Here is a 16,170-nt window from a genome sequence, read left to right as displayed (position 1 = left end):
GCTCCTCAGTCGGCAATCGAGTCGCGTTTGACGCCGTAAACACCGCCCCAGATATCTGTCATCTGACCGCGAATTTGCCATAGTTTAGGGAAAAACTGCATCTTCATACCTGAGTTGAGGATTTCGGTGCTGCGCCCCTTCAGCGACATGCTGTCTATGCCTATGCTTCTGTGAATGAGTTTGATGTGATGGTAACGGAAGTGCTGAAACAGCTGGTCGTACTCTATCATGGCCTCGGCCACCATATAGCTTTCATCATGATGGTATTCACTGTTGTATATCTGCTCGACCGTCAGCCCCTTTTGCTCAAGATAGACTCGCTCAAAGGTGAGCCACAGCGGCTTATAAAGCTGCAACAGGGTTTTGAATCCCGGTGATTCCTGACCGCTGCCGTTGCCCAGCTGCAGCCGAATTGCCTGATAATCCTTGATGGACATGGTATCAAGAATACTCAGTTGCTCGATAAGAAACCCCATCGCCTTATGTACCCGGGCAAACAGGGTCAACACCTTAAAGGTCTCCCCAGCAGCCATACGCTCATCAATCTCCAGCAGGGTGTAACAGATGAGCTTCATCCACAACTCCTCCGACTGATGCACTATTTGAAACTGCAGCTCATCGGCGTTACACAGCTGCTCATAGGGCTTCTGACAGCTGAGCAATTTGGGAGTATTGAGGTACTTTTCATAATCCAGTCGACCCTCTCCGGCCATGCTGGCATATATCTGCTCGCGATCCATGATGCCTTATCCTTATTCCTGTATTGTTAACCATAAATTAACATTCAACTTGCCAAGCTAAGGCATAGCGTGACAGGCAACAAGGGCAGCGAAGCGATCTGCAAACAGCGGCAGTGTCAAATATTGTTGGCAGGGCTGCCGGACTGCAGCCCTGGATAGGGAGACGAGCGCTTACAGATAGGGACGAACCAACTCCGCCATCATCTCTATATGGCGCGGTCTGTCATTGAGCGCCGCTATATAGCGGAATGACTTACCACCGGCCTGCTCGAAAAACTCACGGTTCTGCCCGGCAATCTCCTCCAGAGTTTCCAGGCAGTCGGCGCTGAATGCAGGACAGGCAACGGCTACATCCGTGATCCCCTGCTTTGGCAGAGCCATCATGGTTTCATCCGTGTAAGGGCCCAGCCATTTGGCCTTGCCGAAACGGGACTGGAAGCTGCTGATCACATCATCCTCTGCCAGCCCAAGACGCTCGGCCAACAATCTTGAGGTCTTGATACAGAAGCAGTAGTAAGGGTCGCCCAGTTTGAGATTCCGCTCCGGCATACCATGGTACGACAGCACCAATTTCTGCGGTTTGCCGTGTTGAGCAAAGTCTGCTTCGATGGACTCGGCCAGCGCCTCGATAAACAGCGGATTATCGTGGTAGGTATGGATAAAATGCAGTGACGGCAGGTAACGCCATTGAGTCAACTCTTTGGCTATGGCATCAAATGCAGAGCCCGTGGTAGGACCGGCATATTGAGGATAGAGCGGCAGCACAACCAGTTTATCGACCCCTTGATTGTGCAGGCGTTTGAGCACATCGCCCACCGCCGGGTTGCCGTAACGCATCGCCAAGGCAACTTCGGCTTCAACGCCTTCGGCCTTGAGTTTTTCTGCCAAGGCCTGGGTCTGGCGCTCACTGATATCCATCAGTGGCGAGCCCTTATCAGTCCACACCTCACGGTAAAGGGCCGCCGATTTGGCCGGCCTGACCCTGAGAATAATGCCATGGAGAATAAGCTTCCACAGCGCCTTGGGGATCTCCACCACCCTGGGATCGGAGAGAAATTCGGCCAGATAACGCCGCACCGCCGCGGGTGTCGGTGCGTCCGGCGTTCCCAGATTCAACAGCAATATCCCGGTTTTACCACGCCCGGCGTGGCCCTTGTCTTTATCAAGACCGATAAACTTAGCCAAAATCACCTCAGATAGAAAATCAATAAGTCAGATATTAAAGCACAGATTCAATCGCTTTGATCAATTCATCACTATCGGGCTTGACTCTGGAGTTAAAGCTCTGCACCTGTTTACCGTCGCCACTGACCAGGTACTTGTAGAAGTTCCACTTGGGCGCGCCGGCCTGCTGTCCCAGATAGGCAAATACCGGGTTCACATCACTGCCGCGAACCGCAGAGGTAGCCACCATGGTAAAGGTCACGCCATAGTTGATGTAGCACACCTTGGCGGTATCTTTCTCTTGGTTTTCTTCCTGGAAGAAGTCATCGGATGGAAAACCTATCACCACCAGCCCGCGCTCGCGGTAGTCCTTATGCAGGGCTTCAAGCGCCTTGAATTGAGGCGTAAAACCACAATTGCTGGCGGTATTGACCAGAAGGACAGGTTTACCTTGGGTGAGTTCACATAGGTCGACAGACTCCTGGGAATGGAGCTTTCTCAACTTGATATTGAGGTAATCGGGGCACTGAGCGGCAACAGCCGCCATGGGCGCCAAAACCCATGCTGTAAAAGCCAAACCAGTCAAAGCCAGTCCCTTCAATGTCGGCACGGTTAAATTCAATCTTGCCATGGGCTTGAATGTCCTCAGCATAACACCTCCATTTGTTTAATCTCTTGTTTGCACTCTACAGCAGTTTAGCTTCAGCAATTAAAAATAGAAGCCGACATTGATATTCAGCCTCGAATGCCAGCTGCTGTCGCCTTCGGCAATACCTATGCCCGGGCCGTTGACAAACCACATGTTTTTACCGGCAATCCAGTCGACATAAGAATAGAATTTACCGGCACTGATGGCGCACCCAGTGACATTTTGCACCGAATCATCCAACCCGGTACCCGAGGCAAATACCTGGCTGTAGTCGTTGTAACAGTTGAGCTGAGTAATAGGGCCCCAATCAACATCTATGCTGCGCGACAAATTAAATGTGAGCACATCGGCCTCGGCCGCTATCTCAAACGGGTAGGCAAAGGCCGACAGCGCCAAACGCTCGCCGGGCATGTCATAGTCATAATGCAGATACTGCACCTGAGTCTGCCAGGCGTGCCAATCCATTTGCCAATGGGCGGCTACCGCCAAGCCATCTGTGTCTTCACCGGCAACGGCGCCGGCCATTGGCTTGTAGTCCAAACGGCTATATTGCACAGAAGCCCCAAATTTATGGGCAAACTCGCCATACTTCAGGCTGCGCTCGACTCTGGCGTTGAACTGCCCTGCCTCTTCATAGGGGGCGTTTTCTGTGGTGGCGACATCGAAGGAATAGCGCTTGAAGCGGCTACCGTCGCCATATTCATCATTGGCAAACCAGGCGAGATCGTAGCGCCAGCCGTCCTTGCTGTACTGCCAGTGAATACCGGCATCATAGTCGTCTTCAAAGCCGAGATAATAAGTCGCGCCGAACCAGAATGAATGAGCCGCATAGGGCAGCAAACCGAAAGGCACCTGGGTGACCCCGAGGCGAATGTCCGAGTTTTCTGAAAAACGATAGCCAAAGAAGGCATGCTGGATCACATCCTGATCCTGATACCAGCGATACTGAGCCGACGCGAACAGCTCACCATTGTCGTATTTGACATCGGCACGAAACAGCTCGAACTCCAATTTGGCATCGTCATCATAGTCTTTCCAGCCATAGTTAACTCGTACCGCCCCGCCGATATCCAGCTCATCGGAAACCGGCACGGCCACGGCCGGCAGAGTGAAACAACCGGCCAGCGCCAGACCCAAAGCTGAAAATAAAGTGGTTTGCCGCAATTGCATTCCCCTTCCATCCTTTTCACAAAACAGGCGCAACACAATAACAAAAACACTGTTGTTTTTCGAACAATCCGCTCAATACCAACACAAAAGGCGTCAGAGTGACGCCTTTTCATCCAAGTAGAATGGTCAATATTCTATGGGGAAATGCAGCCCCCATTAGTCCATATCCAGGGTGACTCCCTCCATGAAACCTGAGTTGCCGGTGTCATTGCTGTGGAGTTTAATCATGAGTCGCAGGTCGTTAGGCGAGTCAGCATGATGCAGTGCATCGGCGTAGCTGATCTCCCCTTCACAGTAGAGCTTGAACAGCGCCTGATCGAAGGTTTGCATCCCCTGCTCGTTGGACTTGGCCATGGTCTCCTTGAGCACGTGCAGCTCGTTCTTTTGAATAAGACTGGCCACTCTGGGAGTGTTGATAAGCACTTCGATGGCTGCGCGCCGACCTGTGCCGTCCACCTTGGGCACCAACTGCTGGGCCACAATACCGCGCAGGTTAAGCGACAGGTCAAACAACAGCTGTTGGTGCTTACTCTCAGGCACCAGGTGCATGATGCGATCCAGCGCCTGGTTGGCGTTGTTGGCGTGCAGAGTTGCCATACACAAATGGCCGGTTTCAGCGAACGACAGAGCAAACTCCATGGTTTCCTGGGTACGGATCTCACCGATAAGGATAACATCCGGCGCCTGGCGCAATGAGCTCTTGAGCGCTGCATCAAAAGATTCGGTATCTATACCCACTTCCCGCTGGGTGATAATGCTCTTGCCATGTTGGTGAACAAATTCCACCGGATCTTCGATGGTGAGTATATGTCCCCTGGCATTGGCATTGCGATAACCGATAAGTGCCGCCAGCGAGGTGGACTTACCGGTACCGGTTCCCCCGACCATGATCACCAATCCGCGCTTGCTCATCACCAAGTCTTTGAGAATGGGCGGCAGGTACAACTGCTCCACTGTCGGGATCTTGGTTTCGATGCGCCGCATCACGCAGCCTGCCGACTCCCGTTGCCAGAAGGCACTGACCCGGAAACGCCCCAGCTCCTTGGCGCCCACGGCAAAGTTACATTCACGGGTCTCGTGAAACTCCTTTTTCTGCTCCGGCGTCATCAAAGATTCGACAAACTCCAGCGACTGCGCCGGGGTAAAGGCGTTTTCCGCCAACGGCCTGAGTTCACCGTCCACCTTGGCACTGGGAGGAAAGGCGGCGGTAATAAAGAGATCCGAGGCCTTGCGCTCCACCATAGCCTTGAGAAAAGGTCTGACGTCCATGGGGACTCCTTAGAAATTCGCTTGTTTGTTGGAGCTCTTGGCCATAGCATCTTCCCGACTGATCAAGCCGCGATTCACCAGGTTTTGCAGGCTCTGCTCCAAGGTTTGCATGCCATGGGCCATACCGGTTTGGATAGCAGAATACATCTGTGCCACCTTGTCCTCGCGGATAAGGTTTCGGATAGCCGGGGTTCCCATCATGATCTCATGGGCCGCCACTCGGCCGCCGCCAACTTTCTTGATCAGAGTCTGGGAGATAACCGCCTGCAACGACTCAGACAACATGGTACGCACCATGTCTTTCTCGCCTGCGGGAAATACGTCAACCACACGGTCAATGGTCTTGGCCGCCGAGGTGGTGTGCAAGGTACCGAACACCAGGTGGCCGGTTTCTGCCGCGGTCATCGCCAGGCGTATGGTTTCCAAATCCCGCATCTCACCGACCAGGATGACATCCGGGTCTTCACGCAGGGCGCTTCTGAGGGCGGCGTTAAAGCTGTGGGTATGGCGGTGCACTTCCCGCTGGTTGATAAGGCATTGCTTGTTTTGGTGCACGAATTCGATAGGGTCTTCAATGGTGAGAATATGATCGTGGCGGTTCTCATTGACGTAATCTATCATCGCCGCCAGGGTAGTACTCTTACCCGAACCTGTCGGGCCGGTTACCAGCACCAGGCCGCGAGGATATGAAGCAATTTTCTTGAAGATTTCCGGCGCGCCCAGTTGTTCCAAAGTCAAAATGTCGCTGGGAATAGTACGAAAAACCGCGGCGGCGCCGCGGGACTGATTGAAGGCATTGACACGAAAACGCGCCAGATTGGGAACTTCAAAGGAAAAGTCGATTTCCAGAAACTCTTCATAATCCTTACGCTGCTTGTCATTCATTATGTCGTAGACAAGTCTGTGAACCCCTTGGTGATCAAGCGCAGGGACATTAATCTTTCTGACCTCACCGTCGACGCGTATCATGGGAGGCACACCGGCCGATAAGTGCAGATCCGAAGCGTTATGCTTTACACTAAAGGCCAATAATTCAGTGATTTCCATAGTTTGGGATATCCGTTCAACCAAAAAGTTTACATCATGACAACAATAGCAGACAGACTGGCACTAGCCCAGCGCAGGATAGCTCAAGCGGCGCAAATTTCGTCCCGAAATGCAAGCGAGATCAAGCTGCTGGCTGTCAGCAAGACCAAGCCGATCGCCGACATTGAACAAGCTTATGCCGCCGGGCAACGTTGCTTTGGCGAAAACTATGTCCAGGAGGGGCAACAGAAAGCCATGGAATTGGCGCAGCGCTGTCCCGATATAGAATGGCACTTTATCGGCCCGCTGCAATCCAATAAATCAAGAATTGTCGCCGAGCACTTCCATTGGATGCACACCCTGGAGCGGGAAAAAATTGCCCGCCGCCTGTCGGAGCAGCGCCCAGAAGGCATGCCTCCACTGGAAATCTGCATCCAAATCAATGTTTCGGGTGAAAGTTCCAAAGCAGGAATAGCAACACAGAGCGAGATGTTTGAGCTGGCGAGCCTGGTGGACTCATTGCCCAACCTCAGACTCAGGGGACTGATGACAATTCCCAGTGCCGGTGAAGGCCCAAGGCTTGAGGCGGAGCTGTCGCACATGCAGCGACTGTTTGCCGAACTGAAGCTCAAGTTTCCCCAGGTAGATACCCTGTCCATGGGTATGAGTCAGGATCTTGAACTCGCCATCGCCAAGGGCTCTACCATGGTTAGAGTCGGCAGCGCTATTTTCGGCGAGCGGAACTACGGCTGATAAACCAGCCAATAAGATCTGAGATTGGCCGCTGAGACCTTGTTTTTGATAGTATTGGCCCAAATACTAATATCTCCCGCACGGTCAAAGCCGATGCGGGATACACTCCAATCACAAGTGACAGGGGACAGCATGGCTCAAAAGAAAATCTGTTTTATCGGCGCCGGCAATATGAGCCGCAGTATCATCAGCGGGCTGGTGGGCAGCGGTTATCCGGCTGAATTGATCCAAGCCAGCAACCCAAGCACAGCTAAACTCGATGCCCTCAAGCGCGATTTCGGCATCCTCACCACCACAGACAACCAAGCCGCCTGTGACTGGGCCGATATCATAGTGCTGTCGGTCAAACCGCAACTGATGCAACAGGTGTGTGAGCAACTGGCAACACTGCCGCTGGCCGATAAACTGTTTATTACCATAGCGGCAGGGATCCCGGCCGCCAGATACAATGACTACTTCGGCCAACAGATTAAGCTTATCCGTACTATGCCCAACACCCCAACCCAACTTGGCTGTGGCATGACAGGCCTTTATGCCGCAAGTGGGGTTGAGCAGGCGGATAAAGATCTTTGCCAGCAGATTATGGCCAGTGGCGGCGAGACCCTGTGGGTAGACAAAGAAGCGGATCTCAATTTGGTGATCGCCTTGGCGGGCAGCTCTCCGGCCTATTTTTTCCTGTTTATGGAAGGCATGATGGATGCGGCCAAAGAACTGGGGCTGGATGAATCCAAGGCCAGGTTACTGGTGCAGCAGGCGGCGCTGGGTGCCTCACAGATGGTGATTCAAAATCCTCAGCTGAGCGCCGGCCAACTGCGGCAGAATGTCACCTCCAAGGGCGGTACCACCCATGAAGCGGTGGAAACCTTCCAACGAAGTGATCTCAAGGGACTGATCAAACAAGCAATGAACAACTGTATTGCCAGGGCTGAAGCCATGGCCAAAGAATTCTAAACGACCCAAGGGCGAAACTTTTCATGAATGACGCATTGATTTACCTGATTACAGTCGTATTCGACCTCTATTTTATGGTAGTCATACTAAGGATCTGGCTGCAGTTGGTGCGGGCAGATTTTTATAACCCCTTCAGCCAGTTTATCGTCAAGGCCACCCATCCTATTGTGGCGCCCATGCGGCGGATACTGCCCTCCATAGGCAGTCTGGATACGGCCTCTGTGGTGCTGGCGCTGCTGGTGGTGGTGGTCAAAATACTCTTGCTGACCCTGATGGCGGGCCAGGCGTTCAACCTGATTGCCACCTTGATGTTTGCCCTGGTGTCCTTGTTTAAAAAGGCCGGGGTATTGCTGTTCTGGATCCTGATCATCCGCGCCATCCTCAGTTGGGTCAGCCAGGGCCGCAATCCGATTGAGTATGTGATGATGCAGTTGACCGAGCCACTGCTGGCGCCCATTCGCCGCTTCCTGCCCCCCATGGGCGGGCTGGACTTATCGCTGCTGGTACTGATGGTATTGATGAATTTCATCAACATACTGCTGGCCAAGACGATTCCTTTCTGGGCCATTGCCTGATGAAAGCTGTTAGCTGGGAGCAGCAGGATCTGCTGCTCAATCTCTATATCCAGCCCAAGGCCAGCCGGGATCAACTGGTTGGTCTGCATGGTGAAGAGTTCAAGGTGGCCATTACCGCGCCACCTGTGGACGGCAAGGCCAACGCCCACCTGACCAAGTATCTGTCCAAAGCCTTCAAGGTGCCCAAGGGGCAGATAGCCATAGTCAAGGGAGAACTGGGCCGCCACAAGCAGGTGCGTATTGAGTCGCCCAAGATATTGCCCGCAGAAATCGAGGCCTTGCTCTGATGCCATGGCAGCAGACAAGGGACTATAATCAATTCAACACACTTAACCTCAGGTAAAGCATTATGTTGCGCAAATTTTTGACCCTGCTTTTGTGTCTCGGCTCTCTGGCCGGTGTCGCTCAGGCCGAACAGAAGCAGACCGTCGGCCAGTTCGACATCCACTATATGGCGCTGGGCAGCACCTTTTTGACGCCATCCATCGCCAAGAACTATGGTATAGAACGCAGCCGTTACACGGGTATCATCAATATCGCCGTACTGGATACCAGCGAAGAGGGCAATCCGGCAGTACCGGTCGAGATATCCGGCCTGGCCAACAATCTTATCGATGCCAGAATGCAGTTGAAATTCCGCGAAATTCGCGAGGGTGATGCCATCTACTATATTGCCGAGGTGCCCTATCGCGACGATCAGGAGATCAACTTTCAAATCCTGATAAAACACGGTAACGAGCTCAACACCACTCTGGCCTTCAAACAGAAATTCTACGTCGATTGAGCTGTACATTCCGTCAATAGAGCGCCGCCGAATAAGCGGCGTTTTTTTATGGCCGCCCCGAGTGGCTATTGACCGCCGACTTAGAGAAACGACAACAGCCATTAGGGCTCAAACCTTCCACGGCTCTGCTTGTTTTCGCGCCTTTTCATTGTCGCTGAGTGAGTAAACTCTTTTGCAAAATGGTACTATTGCCGGCATTGCGAAATAAGGAAAATCCAAGATGAAACAGATAGTGCTTGCCAGTGGCAACAAGGGAAAACTCAAAGAATTCGCCGAGATGTTCAACGCCTTCAATATTGAGGTGTTGCCACAAAACCAATTCGATGTGCCTGAAGTGGCGGAAACCGGCACCACTTTTGTTGAAAATGCCATTATCAAGGCGCGCCATGCCGCCGAAATCACCGGCCTGCCCGCTATCGCCGATGACTCAGGCCTCGAAGTTGATGCCCTGGGCGGCGCTCCCGGCATCTATTCCGCCCGTTACAGTGGCGCCAACGCCTCGGATGAAGGCAACTACAACAAGCTGCTTGGCGCCATAGAGGCAACGCCCGCCCCCCGTACCGCCCGTTTCCAGTGTGTACTTGTGTATATGCGTCATGCCAAGGATCCGACTCCCATCATCTGCCAGGCCGCCTGGGAAGGTGAAATAGGTTTTGAACCCAAGGGCAACAACGGCCATGGTTATGATCCCGTATTCATTCCCTGTGGCTACCAGCAAACTGCCGCCGAGCTAAGCAGTGATGAAAAGAACCATCTCAGTCACAGAGGCAAGGCGCTGAAATTGCTGCTTGAAGCCTTCAAACAACAGGGGATCCTCGGCTGATGCTGACGCTGCCACCGCTGAGTCTCTATATTCATATTCCCTGGTGTGTGCAGAAATGCCCTTACTGTGATTTCAACTCTCACGGAAAACAGGGTGAGCTGCCGCAGCAGGAATATGTCGATGCCCTGCTTGGCGATCTCGACGCCGACCTGCACTATGTTCAAGGCCGGCAACTGCACAGCATATTTATCGGTGGCGGCACCCCCTCCCTGTTCGATGCTGCCCAGATAGGCAGGCTGCTGCAAGGCGTGAACCGGCGCATTGCCTTTGCCGATGACATAGAGATCACCATGGAGGCCAACCCAGGCACCTTGGAACATGATGACTTCAGCGCTTACCGCGCCGCAGGTGTCACTCGCCTCTCCATAGGTGTGCAGAGCTTTGCCAAAGACAAGCTCAACCTGCTGGGGCGAATTCACGGCAAGGACGAAGCCGTCAACGCCGCCAAAGGCGTTGACGCAGCCGGATACCAGAGCTTTAACCTGGATCTGATGCACGGGCTGCCGAACCAGAGCTTTGAAGAGGCCATGGCCGATATCGACACGGCGGCGGCGCTCAATCCTCCGCACCTGTCCTGGTATCAGCTCACCATAGAGCCAAACACCCTGTTTCATTCGCGCCCGCCGCAGCTGCCGGACGATGAAGCGCTTTGGCACATCTATGAACAGGGCCAGCAAAGACTTGCAGCCCTTGGCTACCAGCAGTATGAAATATCCGCCTACGCCAAACCCGGTTTTCAGTGCCGCCATAACCTCAACTATTGGGAGTTCGGTGATTATCTGGGAATTGGTTGCGGCGCCCACGGCAAGCTGACGCTACCGGAGCAGGACCGCATAGTACGCACGGTAAAGATAAAACATCCAAAGGGTTATTTGGCCACAGAGGATTATCTATTTGAGGTAAGTGACGTGCTGCCGGAAGACAGGGCGCTGGAGTACCTGATGAACAGGCTGCGACTGATGAGCCCCATCCCCTGGAGCGAATTTGAAGCGCGCACCGGCGTTGCGGCCAACACCCTGGATAAAGGCATGCAGCAGGCCGCCGAGCGCGGGCTGGTGGAGATCACTCCCGGTTACTGGAAGCTCACCAACAAGGGACATATGTTCGTCAACGATCTGCTGTCGCAGTTTTGTTAACTCCATCTCTTATTAGCCTCCTCTTGCTGCTGCCAAAGCAAAAGCAGCAAGAGGAAATATTTTCTAACATTTACGCCAATACTTAATTACTCAACTTCATTAGGATTAACTTCTTTAGACGCAAATGAGCCATAGCAGTCGCGGTTTCTGTGCGTCTTTCCTGACTCGGGCCATCGTCATCCGGCCTGCCATTGCCAAGCAAAAAGGAAGTTGTCCATGCCTATAACCATAAGAAAAAGTCTGTTGACGCTGGCCCTTGGCGCCGTTTTAAGCAGCAGTTATCCCCTTCTCGCCCAAGCCTCTGTCTCCGGGCAGAGTAACCAAGCATCAAACCTGGCTCCTGAGGTCATCAAGGCCGAATCCGCCAAAGCCAACGCCCTGTTTGAAGCCATCTTTAACGAAGATGTCGCCGCCAGCCCGGTGCGGCAGACCTTTCTTGGTATCAAGACAGATTACGGCAAATGGGACTCACTGGGAGATGCGGCCGATGATGCCGCGCTTGCTCGCGCCAAGCAGCAGCTTGAGCGCTTGTCGCTACTGGATCCGACAAAGTTGGACTCACAGAGCAAGTTGAGCCTGGAGCTGTTGACCGCCAAGCTGCAACGCCAGATCCGCGATGATAAGTTTCGCCACTACAACTACCCGGTCAACCAGATGTACGGCATTCACTCGCTGGTACCTTCATTGTTGATAAACCAACACTCGATAGCCGACGAAGCCGATGCCCGCGCCTATATCAGCCGTATAGCCGGGGTTCCTGAACTGTTCGAGCAGCTGATCACCGCCCTCGAGGTTCGCGCCGAGGAAGGCATAATCGCCCCCAAGTTCGTATTCCCCCACGTACTTTCAGACAGCCGCAATATTATTCATGGCGCGCCGTTTGATGGTGAGCCGGACAGCGCCATCTGGGCCGACTTCAAGGGCAAGTTGGCAAAACTCAAGCTGGATGAAGACACCCAAGATAAACTGCTGGATCAAGCCGCCATCGCCCTCAAAGAACAATTGAGGCCAGCTTACCAAAAGCTGATTGCCTATCTCGAAACCCTGGAAAAACGGGCCGACAGCAGAGATGGAGTCTGGAAATTTCCGAGCGGCAGCGCCTTCTATAACAATGCCCTGGCCAATACCACCACCACAGAGATGAGCGCCGATACCATTCATCAATTAGGACTGGACGAGGTCGCCAGGATCCACGGCGAAATGCGCGCCATCATGGACAAAGTTGGCTTCAAGGGCGATCTCAAAGCCTTCTTCAAGTTTATGCGCCAGAATGAGGGCTTCTACTTCCCGGACAATGACGCCGGCCGCCGGGCCTACCTGAGAGAGGCCACCGCCCTTATCGATAACATGAACTCGCGCCTGGATGAAGTGTTCAAGGTAAAGCCCAAAGCGCCTTTGATAGTCAAACAGGTGGAAGCCTTCAGGGAGAAGTCTGCCGGCAAGGCTTTCTACAACCAGCCCTCGGCCGATGGCAGTCGCCCGGGAACTTACTATGCCAACCTCTATGACATAATGGCTATGCCCAAATACCAGATGGAGGCACTGGCCTACCATGAAGGGATCCCCGGGCATCACATGCAGATAGCCATAGCCCAGGAACTGGAAGGACTTCCCAGCTTCCGTCGCTTCGGCTCTTACACGGCTTATATCGAGGGCTGGGGCCTTTACAGTGAGTACTTCCCCAAGGAGATGGGACTTTACAGCGATCCTTACTCAGACTTTGGCAGATTGGCGATGGAGCTATGGCGCTCCTGCCGTTTGGTGGTAGATACCGGGATCCATGCCAAGAAATGGACTCGAGAGCAAGCCATAGCCTATTACATGGACAACACTCCCAATGCCGAATCTGACGCAGTAAAAATGGTTGAGCGGCACATAGTTATGCCCTCGCAGGCAACCGCTTACAAGGTGGGGATGAACAAGATACTTGCGCTTAGAGCCTACGCCAAGGAGGCGCTGGGTGAGCGTTTCGACATTCGCGCCTTCCACACCCTGGTATTGCGAAACGGCCCCTTGCCGCTGGATGTACTTGAGCAGGAAGTAAAAGACTGGGTAGCCGCGCAAAGCCAAGCTTGAAATTGAATCAACTGCCGCTCCCCTGAGCGGCTTTTTATGCGCTTGATTCCGTCCTGAAAACAGGCATAAAAATACCCCGGCCACCTGGGCCGGGGTAAACCAAAATCAGGATGATGGTTTTAAGGCCGACATTGTTTTAGTTCGAAAACCTGGATCGGCATTGATAAGGGCTTAACACTCTGTGTTGAACCAAGCAGTCTACAGCAGGAGGGGTCAGTCCGGCGGCACACCCGTATGTTGGTTCTACCCGAATCAACTGCAACCATTGTATTGATTTCAGAACAGACTGCAACTGAGTTATTAAAAATCTTTAAAGCCCATCAAATAATAAAGCGCTTAAAAAACCAATAAAACCACACCATCCATATGATATATAAACAAAAAACACCCAAGCGAAACTTGAGTGTTTTTCATTGTTCTATTATAAGAACGATATTTCTTTATTTTTCCTGGCGTTGGGCAAACAGATCTGCGTATTTTTTGTCCCAATAGGGTGGTGTACCTATGTGATCCTTGATGAACTCGATAAAGGCACTCACCTTGGGAGCCAAGTGTTTACGTCTTGGATAAACCGCCTGCAGCGGCAGATGATGGGTCAGTTGCCAATCGGGAAGTAGAGGAACCAGAGTGCCTTTTTCTATTTCATCTTCCAGCAGATAACTGGCGAGATAAACCACCCCAAGCCCACTGACAGCGGCAGACTTGAGCGCCGGCGCATTGTCGACTCTGAAATTACCCGAAACCCCTATCTCACAGTAGTCATCGCCCTTCTTGAATTGCCAGACGCTGTGCTCATGCCATTCACCGTGGTAAACCAAACAGTTGTGCTCCACCAACTGCTCCGGACGGGCCGGCATACCGTGGGCCGCAACATACCCGGGGGATGCCACCAGCAGGAACTGACACTTCATCAGCGGGCGGGCCACCATACCCAGAGGCAGTTGCTCTGACATGGTCAGCAGCAAATCCAGGCCTTCACTGACCACATCAACCTTATGGTCCAACAGGCTCACCTGCAACTCGAGATCCGGGTGACGGGTCATAAACTCGGGCAGTGCCGGAATAATATGCATGGTGCCGAATGACTGGGAGATCCCTACCTTGAGCACGCCTCGGGTGGCATCATTGAGGTTGTGCACACTGGCCACCGCCTGATCCGCATCCCGGAGCAGTTCTTCCCCCTGCACATACAGCAGATTACCGGCTTCGGTGAGGCTTAAGCTACGGGTTGTTCGCTGGATCAACTGGATCCCGAGTTTATGTTCAAGATCGGCAACCTGGGTACTGACCTTGGATTTGGATATTCCAAGCCTGCGCGCCGCGGCACTGAAGCTGCCGGCACGGGCGACATGAGTGAAAATAGCGATAGGTTCTAACAGTTCTAACATGAAAGTCGCCTTAAGCCGTTTACAACACTGGTAAAAGCTTTCCTGGAAAAGCGACGGGCCTCACCGTCAAGACCCCATAATGGGGTGTGGGCTGCCGGGTTTTGGAAAGCGCACTGGGTAGAGTCACTGAGTCCTGACTTGGGTGTCAGTTTTATTATTTTTGCGAAGTATACCAATTCTTTCTTATTGACTCTAACCCAAGGATAGCCTTGAGCCAAAAAAACCGCCGCAGTGATGGCATAATCGGCAGACAACCAATAAAAAACCCCTGTATCAAGGGAGGGGTAGATACAGGGGGAATCACCAGCTTAAACTGTCAAAGACTTCAATTGGAAACTATTGCAAAGTAATCGTAAAAATATGCCGTTAACTACTCGGGCTTCAGGTTATAAGCCCTTGGCTCCTAGTTTTGAACCTTAGGCTCTCACGGCTTAAAAATTATTGCTGCAGTTCAACCTTGCCGGACAGTACCTGGAATTCGCCCAGCTCAGGGACCTGCTTGCGTAACTTGTCTTCCAGCACCACCAAACGTTGGAAGTTGTCGCAAAGCGCGTCGGCTCTCTGCTCCATCTCCTGGGCGCGGGACTCCATTTGCACTTCAATATCCTTGCCCATCTTTTCCATCTTCTGGCTGAAGGCATTGATCTTCTCATCAAAGGTTTCGCCCTCACCTGACATCATCGCGCTGCCCATGGCCATCATCAAACTGCCTAGCGACTGCTGCACCAGTTGCTCTATCTCTTTGGAAAACTCATCACCAAAGGCGTTTTCCAGCGACTCTTCAGTGGCTCCAAGGAAGTACTGGTCACCATTGCGATGAGCCACTTCATAGACTCTCTGTTGCAGACTACCCATGGTTTCATCCAACTTGGCAGCGGCGGCATCACCCAAGAGTGGTGTCAGGGCCATGCTCACGGCCTCGCTCGCCATGGTGACGGCATCTTCCACCAAAGAGATAACTTCGGGTAACTGCTGAGCCATGGCATCCGAGTACTCGTTGACAAGCTTGCTCTGCTCGGCATTCAAGACCACTTCTTCACCTTCCACATACAGGCGGCCCGGCTCAATTCGATAATGTTCTTTCCCTTGATTACTGACACTCAGCTTCTTGGGCTCCAGTGAGATGTCGTAGTTTAGCGACATCTCGCATTGCTCATCTCTTGGCTCAAAGTTGATCGCCATAGCAGGCGCCGCCGCAAACAGTGCACACACCAAAGATATTCCACCAATCGCTTGTTTCATTCTGTCTTCCCTCTCGTTTTAATCTGCCGAGTAAACTTGGTTACCGCTTATGGCTCAGAATAAAGCAGACTTTGTGCCAAAGTTATAATTAACTGATACTAAATGAATTAACATCAAGCAAGGCTGTAAAACATGAAAATCCACCATCTGCGAGTGGCAAATTTTGCCAACTTGTAGCCGTTATGATGAATAAGACACAAGAATCCAAAGAAAGGTTTAACAGGGAATACTCTGGATGGCCAAGACAGTTCCTTTTCTTCACTGCATTCGGGATTAAAAGCCATAATAGCCGCTGTGCCAGCAGCCTAAAGTCACCACACCGAGCAAGAGGCTTTGCTTGTCCAAAGCCCCTTGCATCCCCAAGGACACCCCGACGTAGCCGAAATCCCCGCTGGCTTATGAAACAAATTGGCTACACTCAGGA

At 52.6% G+C, this 16,170-nt stretch carries 16 protein-coding genes; 8 read left to right on the top strand and 8 right to left on the bottom strand.

Going from position 1 to position 16,170, the window contains the following annotated elements:
- Nucleotides 1–5: 5 nt before the first annotated feature.
- The 6 genes from ACMHXE_RS15510 to ACMHXE_RS15485 all read right to left on the bottom strand — a co-directional run bounded on the left by ACMHXE_RS15510 (nucleotide 6) and on the right by ACMHXE_RS15485 (nucleotide 6,039).
- Nucleotides 6–740: a tryptophan 2,3-dioxygenase family protein gene (locus ACMHXE_RS15510; protein ID WP_226564522.1), complete on the bottom strand. Its 735-nt coding sequence runs from the start codon at nucleotides 738–740 to the stop codon at nucleotides 6–8.
- 171 nt (nucleotides 741–911) lie between these two features.
- The gene (gene hemH / locus ACMHXE_RS15505; RefSeq protein WP_044733989.1) at nucleotides 912–1,925 is read right to left on the bottom strand and encodes a ferrochelatase; all 1,014 of its coding nucleotides are present in this window, start codon (nucleotides 1,923–1,925) and stop codon (nucleotides 912–914) included.
- Nucleotides 1,926–1,959: 34 nt separating this feature from the next.
- Nucleotides 1,960–2,451, bottom strand: a complete 492-nt coding sequence (locus ACMHXE_RS15500) for a glutathione peroxidase (RefSeq protein WP_286996502.1) — start codon at nucleotides 2,449–2,451, stop codon at nucleotides 1,960–1,962.
- 162 nt (nucleotides 2,452–2,613) lie between these two features.
- The gene (locus ACMHXE_RS15495) at nucleotides 2,614–3,723 is read right to left on the bottom strand and encodes a hypothetical protein (RefSeq protein ID WP_412496265.1); all 1,110 of its coding nucleotides are present in this window, start codon (nucleotides 3,721–3,723) and stop codon (nucleotides 2,614–2,616) included.
- 156 nt (nucleotides 3,724–3,879) lie between these two features.
- A complete protein-coding gene (locus tag ACMHXE_RS15490; RefSeq protein WP_101055493.1) occupies nucleotides 3,880–4,992 on the bottom strand; it encodes a PilT/PilU family type 4a pilus ATPase in 1,113 nt (370 codons plus the stop codon).
- Nucleotides 4,993–5,001: 9 nt separating this feature from the next.
- Complete coding sequence (locus tag ACMHXE_RS15485) at nucleotides 5,002–6,039, bottom strand: type IV pilus twitching motility protein PilT (RefSeq protein ID WP_025009461.1); 1,038 nt, start codon at nucleotides 6,037–6,039, stop codon at nucleotides 5,002–5,004.
- Between the two features lie 36 nt (nucleotides 6,040–6,075).
- On the opposite strand from ACMHXE_RS15485, the gene ACMHXE_RS15480 reads away from it, so the two are divergent.
- From ACMHXE_RS15480 to ACMHXE_RS15445, 8 genes are all read left to right on the top strand, one after another.
- Nucleotides 6,076–6,771, top strand: coding sequence for a YggS family pyridoxal phosphate-dependent enzyme (locus tag ACMHXE_RS15480; RefSeq protein WP_165565434.1), 696 nt, complete (start codon nucleotides 6,076–6,078; stop codon nucleotides 6,769–6,771).
- A gap of 132 nt (nucleotides 6,772–6,903) precedes the next feature.
- The gene (proC, locus tag ACMHXE_RS15475; RefSeq protein ID WP_412496266.1) at nucleotides 6,904–7,722 is read left to right on the top strand and encodes a pyrroline-5-carboxylate reductase; all 819 of its coding nucleotides are present in this window, start codon (nucleotides 6,904–6,906) and stop codon (nucleotides 7,720–7,722) included.
- 23 nt (nucleotides 7,723–7,745) lie between these two features.
- Complete coding sequence (locus tag ACMHXE_RS15470) at nucleotides 7,746–8,297, top strand: YggT family protein (RefSeq protein ID WP_101055490.1); 552 nt, start codon at nucleotides 7,746–7,748, stop codon at nucleotides 8,295–8,297.
- Nucleotides 8,297–8,584 carry a DUF167 family protein YggU gene (gene yggU, locus ACMHXE_RS15465; protein WP_037436422.1) on the top strand — a complete coding sequence of 96 codons (288 nt, stop codon included), beginning with the start codon at nucleotides 8,297–8,299 and terminating at the stop codon, nucleotides 8,582–8,584. Before ACMHXE_RS15470 ends, yggU begins: the two co-directional genes overlap by 1 nt.
- Nucleotides 8,585–8,646: 62 nt before the next feature.
- Nucleotides 8,647–9,081: a DUF4426 domain-containing protein gene (locus ACMHXE_RS15460; protein WP_101055484.1), complete on the top strand. Its 435-nt coding sequence runs from the start codon at nucleotides 8,647–8,649 to the stop codon at nucleotides 9,079–9,081.
- Between the two features lie 220 nt (nucleotides 9,082–9,301).
- Nucleotides 9,302–9,904 (top strand): RdgB/HAM1 family non-canonical purine NTP pyrophosphatase, encoded by a 603-nt coding sequence (rdgB, locus tag ACMHXE_RS15455; protein WP_413732739.1) that lies wholly within the window; start codon nucleotides 9,302–9,304, stop codon nucleotides 9,902–9,904.
- Nucleotides 9,904–11,040: a radical SAM family heme chaperone HemW gene (gene hemW / locus ACMHXE_RS15450; RefSeq protein WP_109248605.1), complete on the top strand. Its 1,137-nt coding sequence runs from the start codon at nucleotides 9,904–9,906 to the stop codon at nucleotides 11,038–11,040. Before rdgB ends, hemW begins: the two co-directional genes overlap by 1 nt.
- Before the next feature lie 216 nt (nucleotides 11,041–11,256).
- A complete protein-coding gene (locus tag ACMHXE_RS15445; protein ID WP_413732737.1) occupies nucleotides 11,257–13,116 on the top strand; it encodes a DUF885 domain-containing protein in 1,860 nt (619 codons plus the stop codon).
- 440 nt (nucleotides 13,117–13,556) lie between these two features.
- Here the strand turns inward: ACMHXE_RS15445 and ACMHXE_RS15440 are convergent, their stop codons facing one another.
- Together ACMHXE_RS15440 and ACMHXE_RS15435 are read right to left on the bottom strand one after the other, a co-directional pair.
- A complete protein-coding gene (locus tag ACMHXE_RS15440; RefSeq protein ID WP_039034912.1) occupies nucleotides 13,557–14,504 on the bottom strand; it encodes a LysR family transcriptional regulator in 948 nt (315 codons plus the stop codon).
- Nucleotides 14,505–14,942: 438 nt separating this feature from the next.
- Nucleotides 14,943–15,746 (bottom strand): YggN family protein, encoded by an 804-nt coding sequence (locus ACMHXE_RS15435; protein WP_101055476.1) that lies wholly within the window; start codon nucleotides 15,744–15,746, stop codon nucleotides 14,943–14,945.
- Nucleotides 15,747–16,170: the final 424 nt, after the last annotated feature.

This window comes from Shewanella sp. BJSY2023SW007 (assembly GCF_047314525.1).
In the GTDB taxonomy this organism is placed as follows: Bacteria; Pseudomonadota; Gammaproteobacteria; order Enterobacterales; family Shewanellaceae; genus Shewanella; species Shewanella chilikensis.
Note: the sequence above shows the minus strand (reverse complement) of the source record. Positions and strands in the feature narration are given on the sequence as shown.

Coding starts and splice junctions, on each gene's coding strand:
- yggU (WP_037436422.1), top strand. CDS start 8,297: ATGAAAGCTGTTAGCTGGGAGCAGCAGGATCTGCTGCTCAATCTCTAT.
- proC (WP_412496266.1), top strand. CDS start 6,904: ATGGCTCAAAAGAAAATCTGTTTTATCGGCGCCGGCAATATGAGCCGC.
- ACMHXE_RS15510 (WP_226564522.1), bottom strand. CDS start 740: ATGGATCGCGAGCAGATATATGCCAGCATGGCCGGAGAGGGTCGACTG.
- ACMHXE_RS15435 (WP_101055476.1), bottom strand. CDS start 15,746: ATGAAACAAGCGATTGGTGGAATATCTTTGGTGTGTGCACTGTTTGCG.
- ACMHXE_RS15480 (WP_165565434.1), top strand. CDS start 6,076: ATGACAACAATAGCAGACAGACTGGCACTAGCCCAGCGCAGGATAGCT.
- ACMHXE_RS15445 (WP_413732737.1), top strand. CDS start 11,257: ATGCCTATAACCATAAGAAAAAGTCTGTTGACGCTGGCCCTTGGCGCC.
- ACMHXE_RS15485 (WP_025009461.1), bottom strand. CDS start 6,039: ATGGAAATCACTGAATTATTGGCCTTTAGTGTAAAGCATAACGCTTCG.
- ACMHXE_RS15470 (WP_101055490.1), top strand. CDS start 7,746: ATGAATGACGCATTGATTTACCTGATTACAGTCGTATTCGACCTCTAT.
- ACMHXE_RS15440 (WP_039034912.1), bottom strand. CDS start 14,504: ATGTTAGAACTGTTAGAACCTATCGCTATTTTCACTCATGTCGCCCGT.
- hemW (WP_109248605.1), top strand. CDS start 9,904: ATGCTGACGCTGCCACCGCTGAGTCTCTATATTCATATTCCCTGGTGT.
- ACMHXE_RS15490 (WP_101055493.1), bottom strand. CDS start 4,992: ATGGACGTCAGACCTTTTCTCAAGGCTATGGTGGAGCGCAAGGCCTCG.
- ACMHXE_RS15460 (WP_101055484.1), top strand. CDS start 8,647: ATGTTGCGCAAATTTTTGACCCTGCTTTTGTGTCTCGGCTCTCTGGCC.
- ACMHXE_RS15500 (WP_286996502.1), bottom strand. CDS start 2,451: ATGGCGGCTGTTGCCGCTCAGTGCCCCGATTACCTCAATATCAAGTTG.
- rdgB (WP_413732739.1), top strand. CDS start 9,302: ATGAAACAGATAGTGCTTGCCAGTGGCAACAAGGGAAAACTCAAAGAA.
- ACMHXE_RS15495 (WP_412496265.1), bottom strand. CDS start 3,723: ATGCAATTGCGGCAAACCACTTTATTTTCAGCTTTGGGTCTGGCGCTG.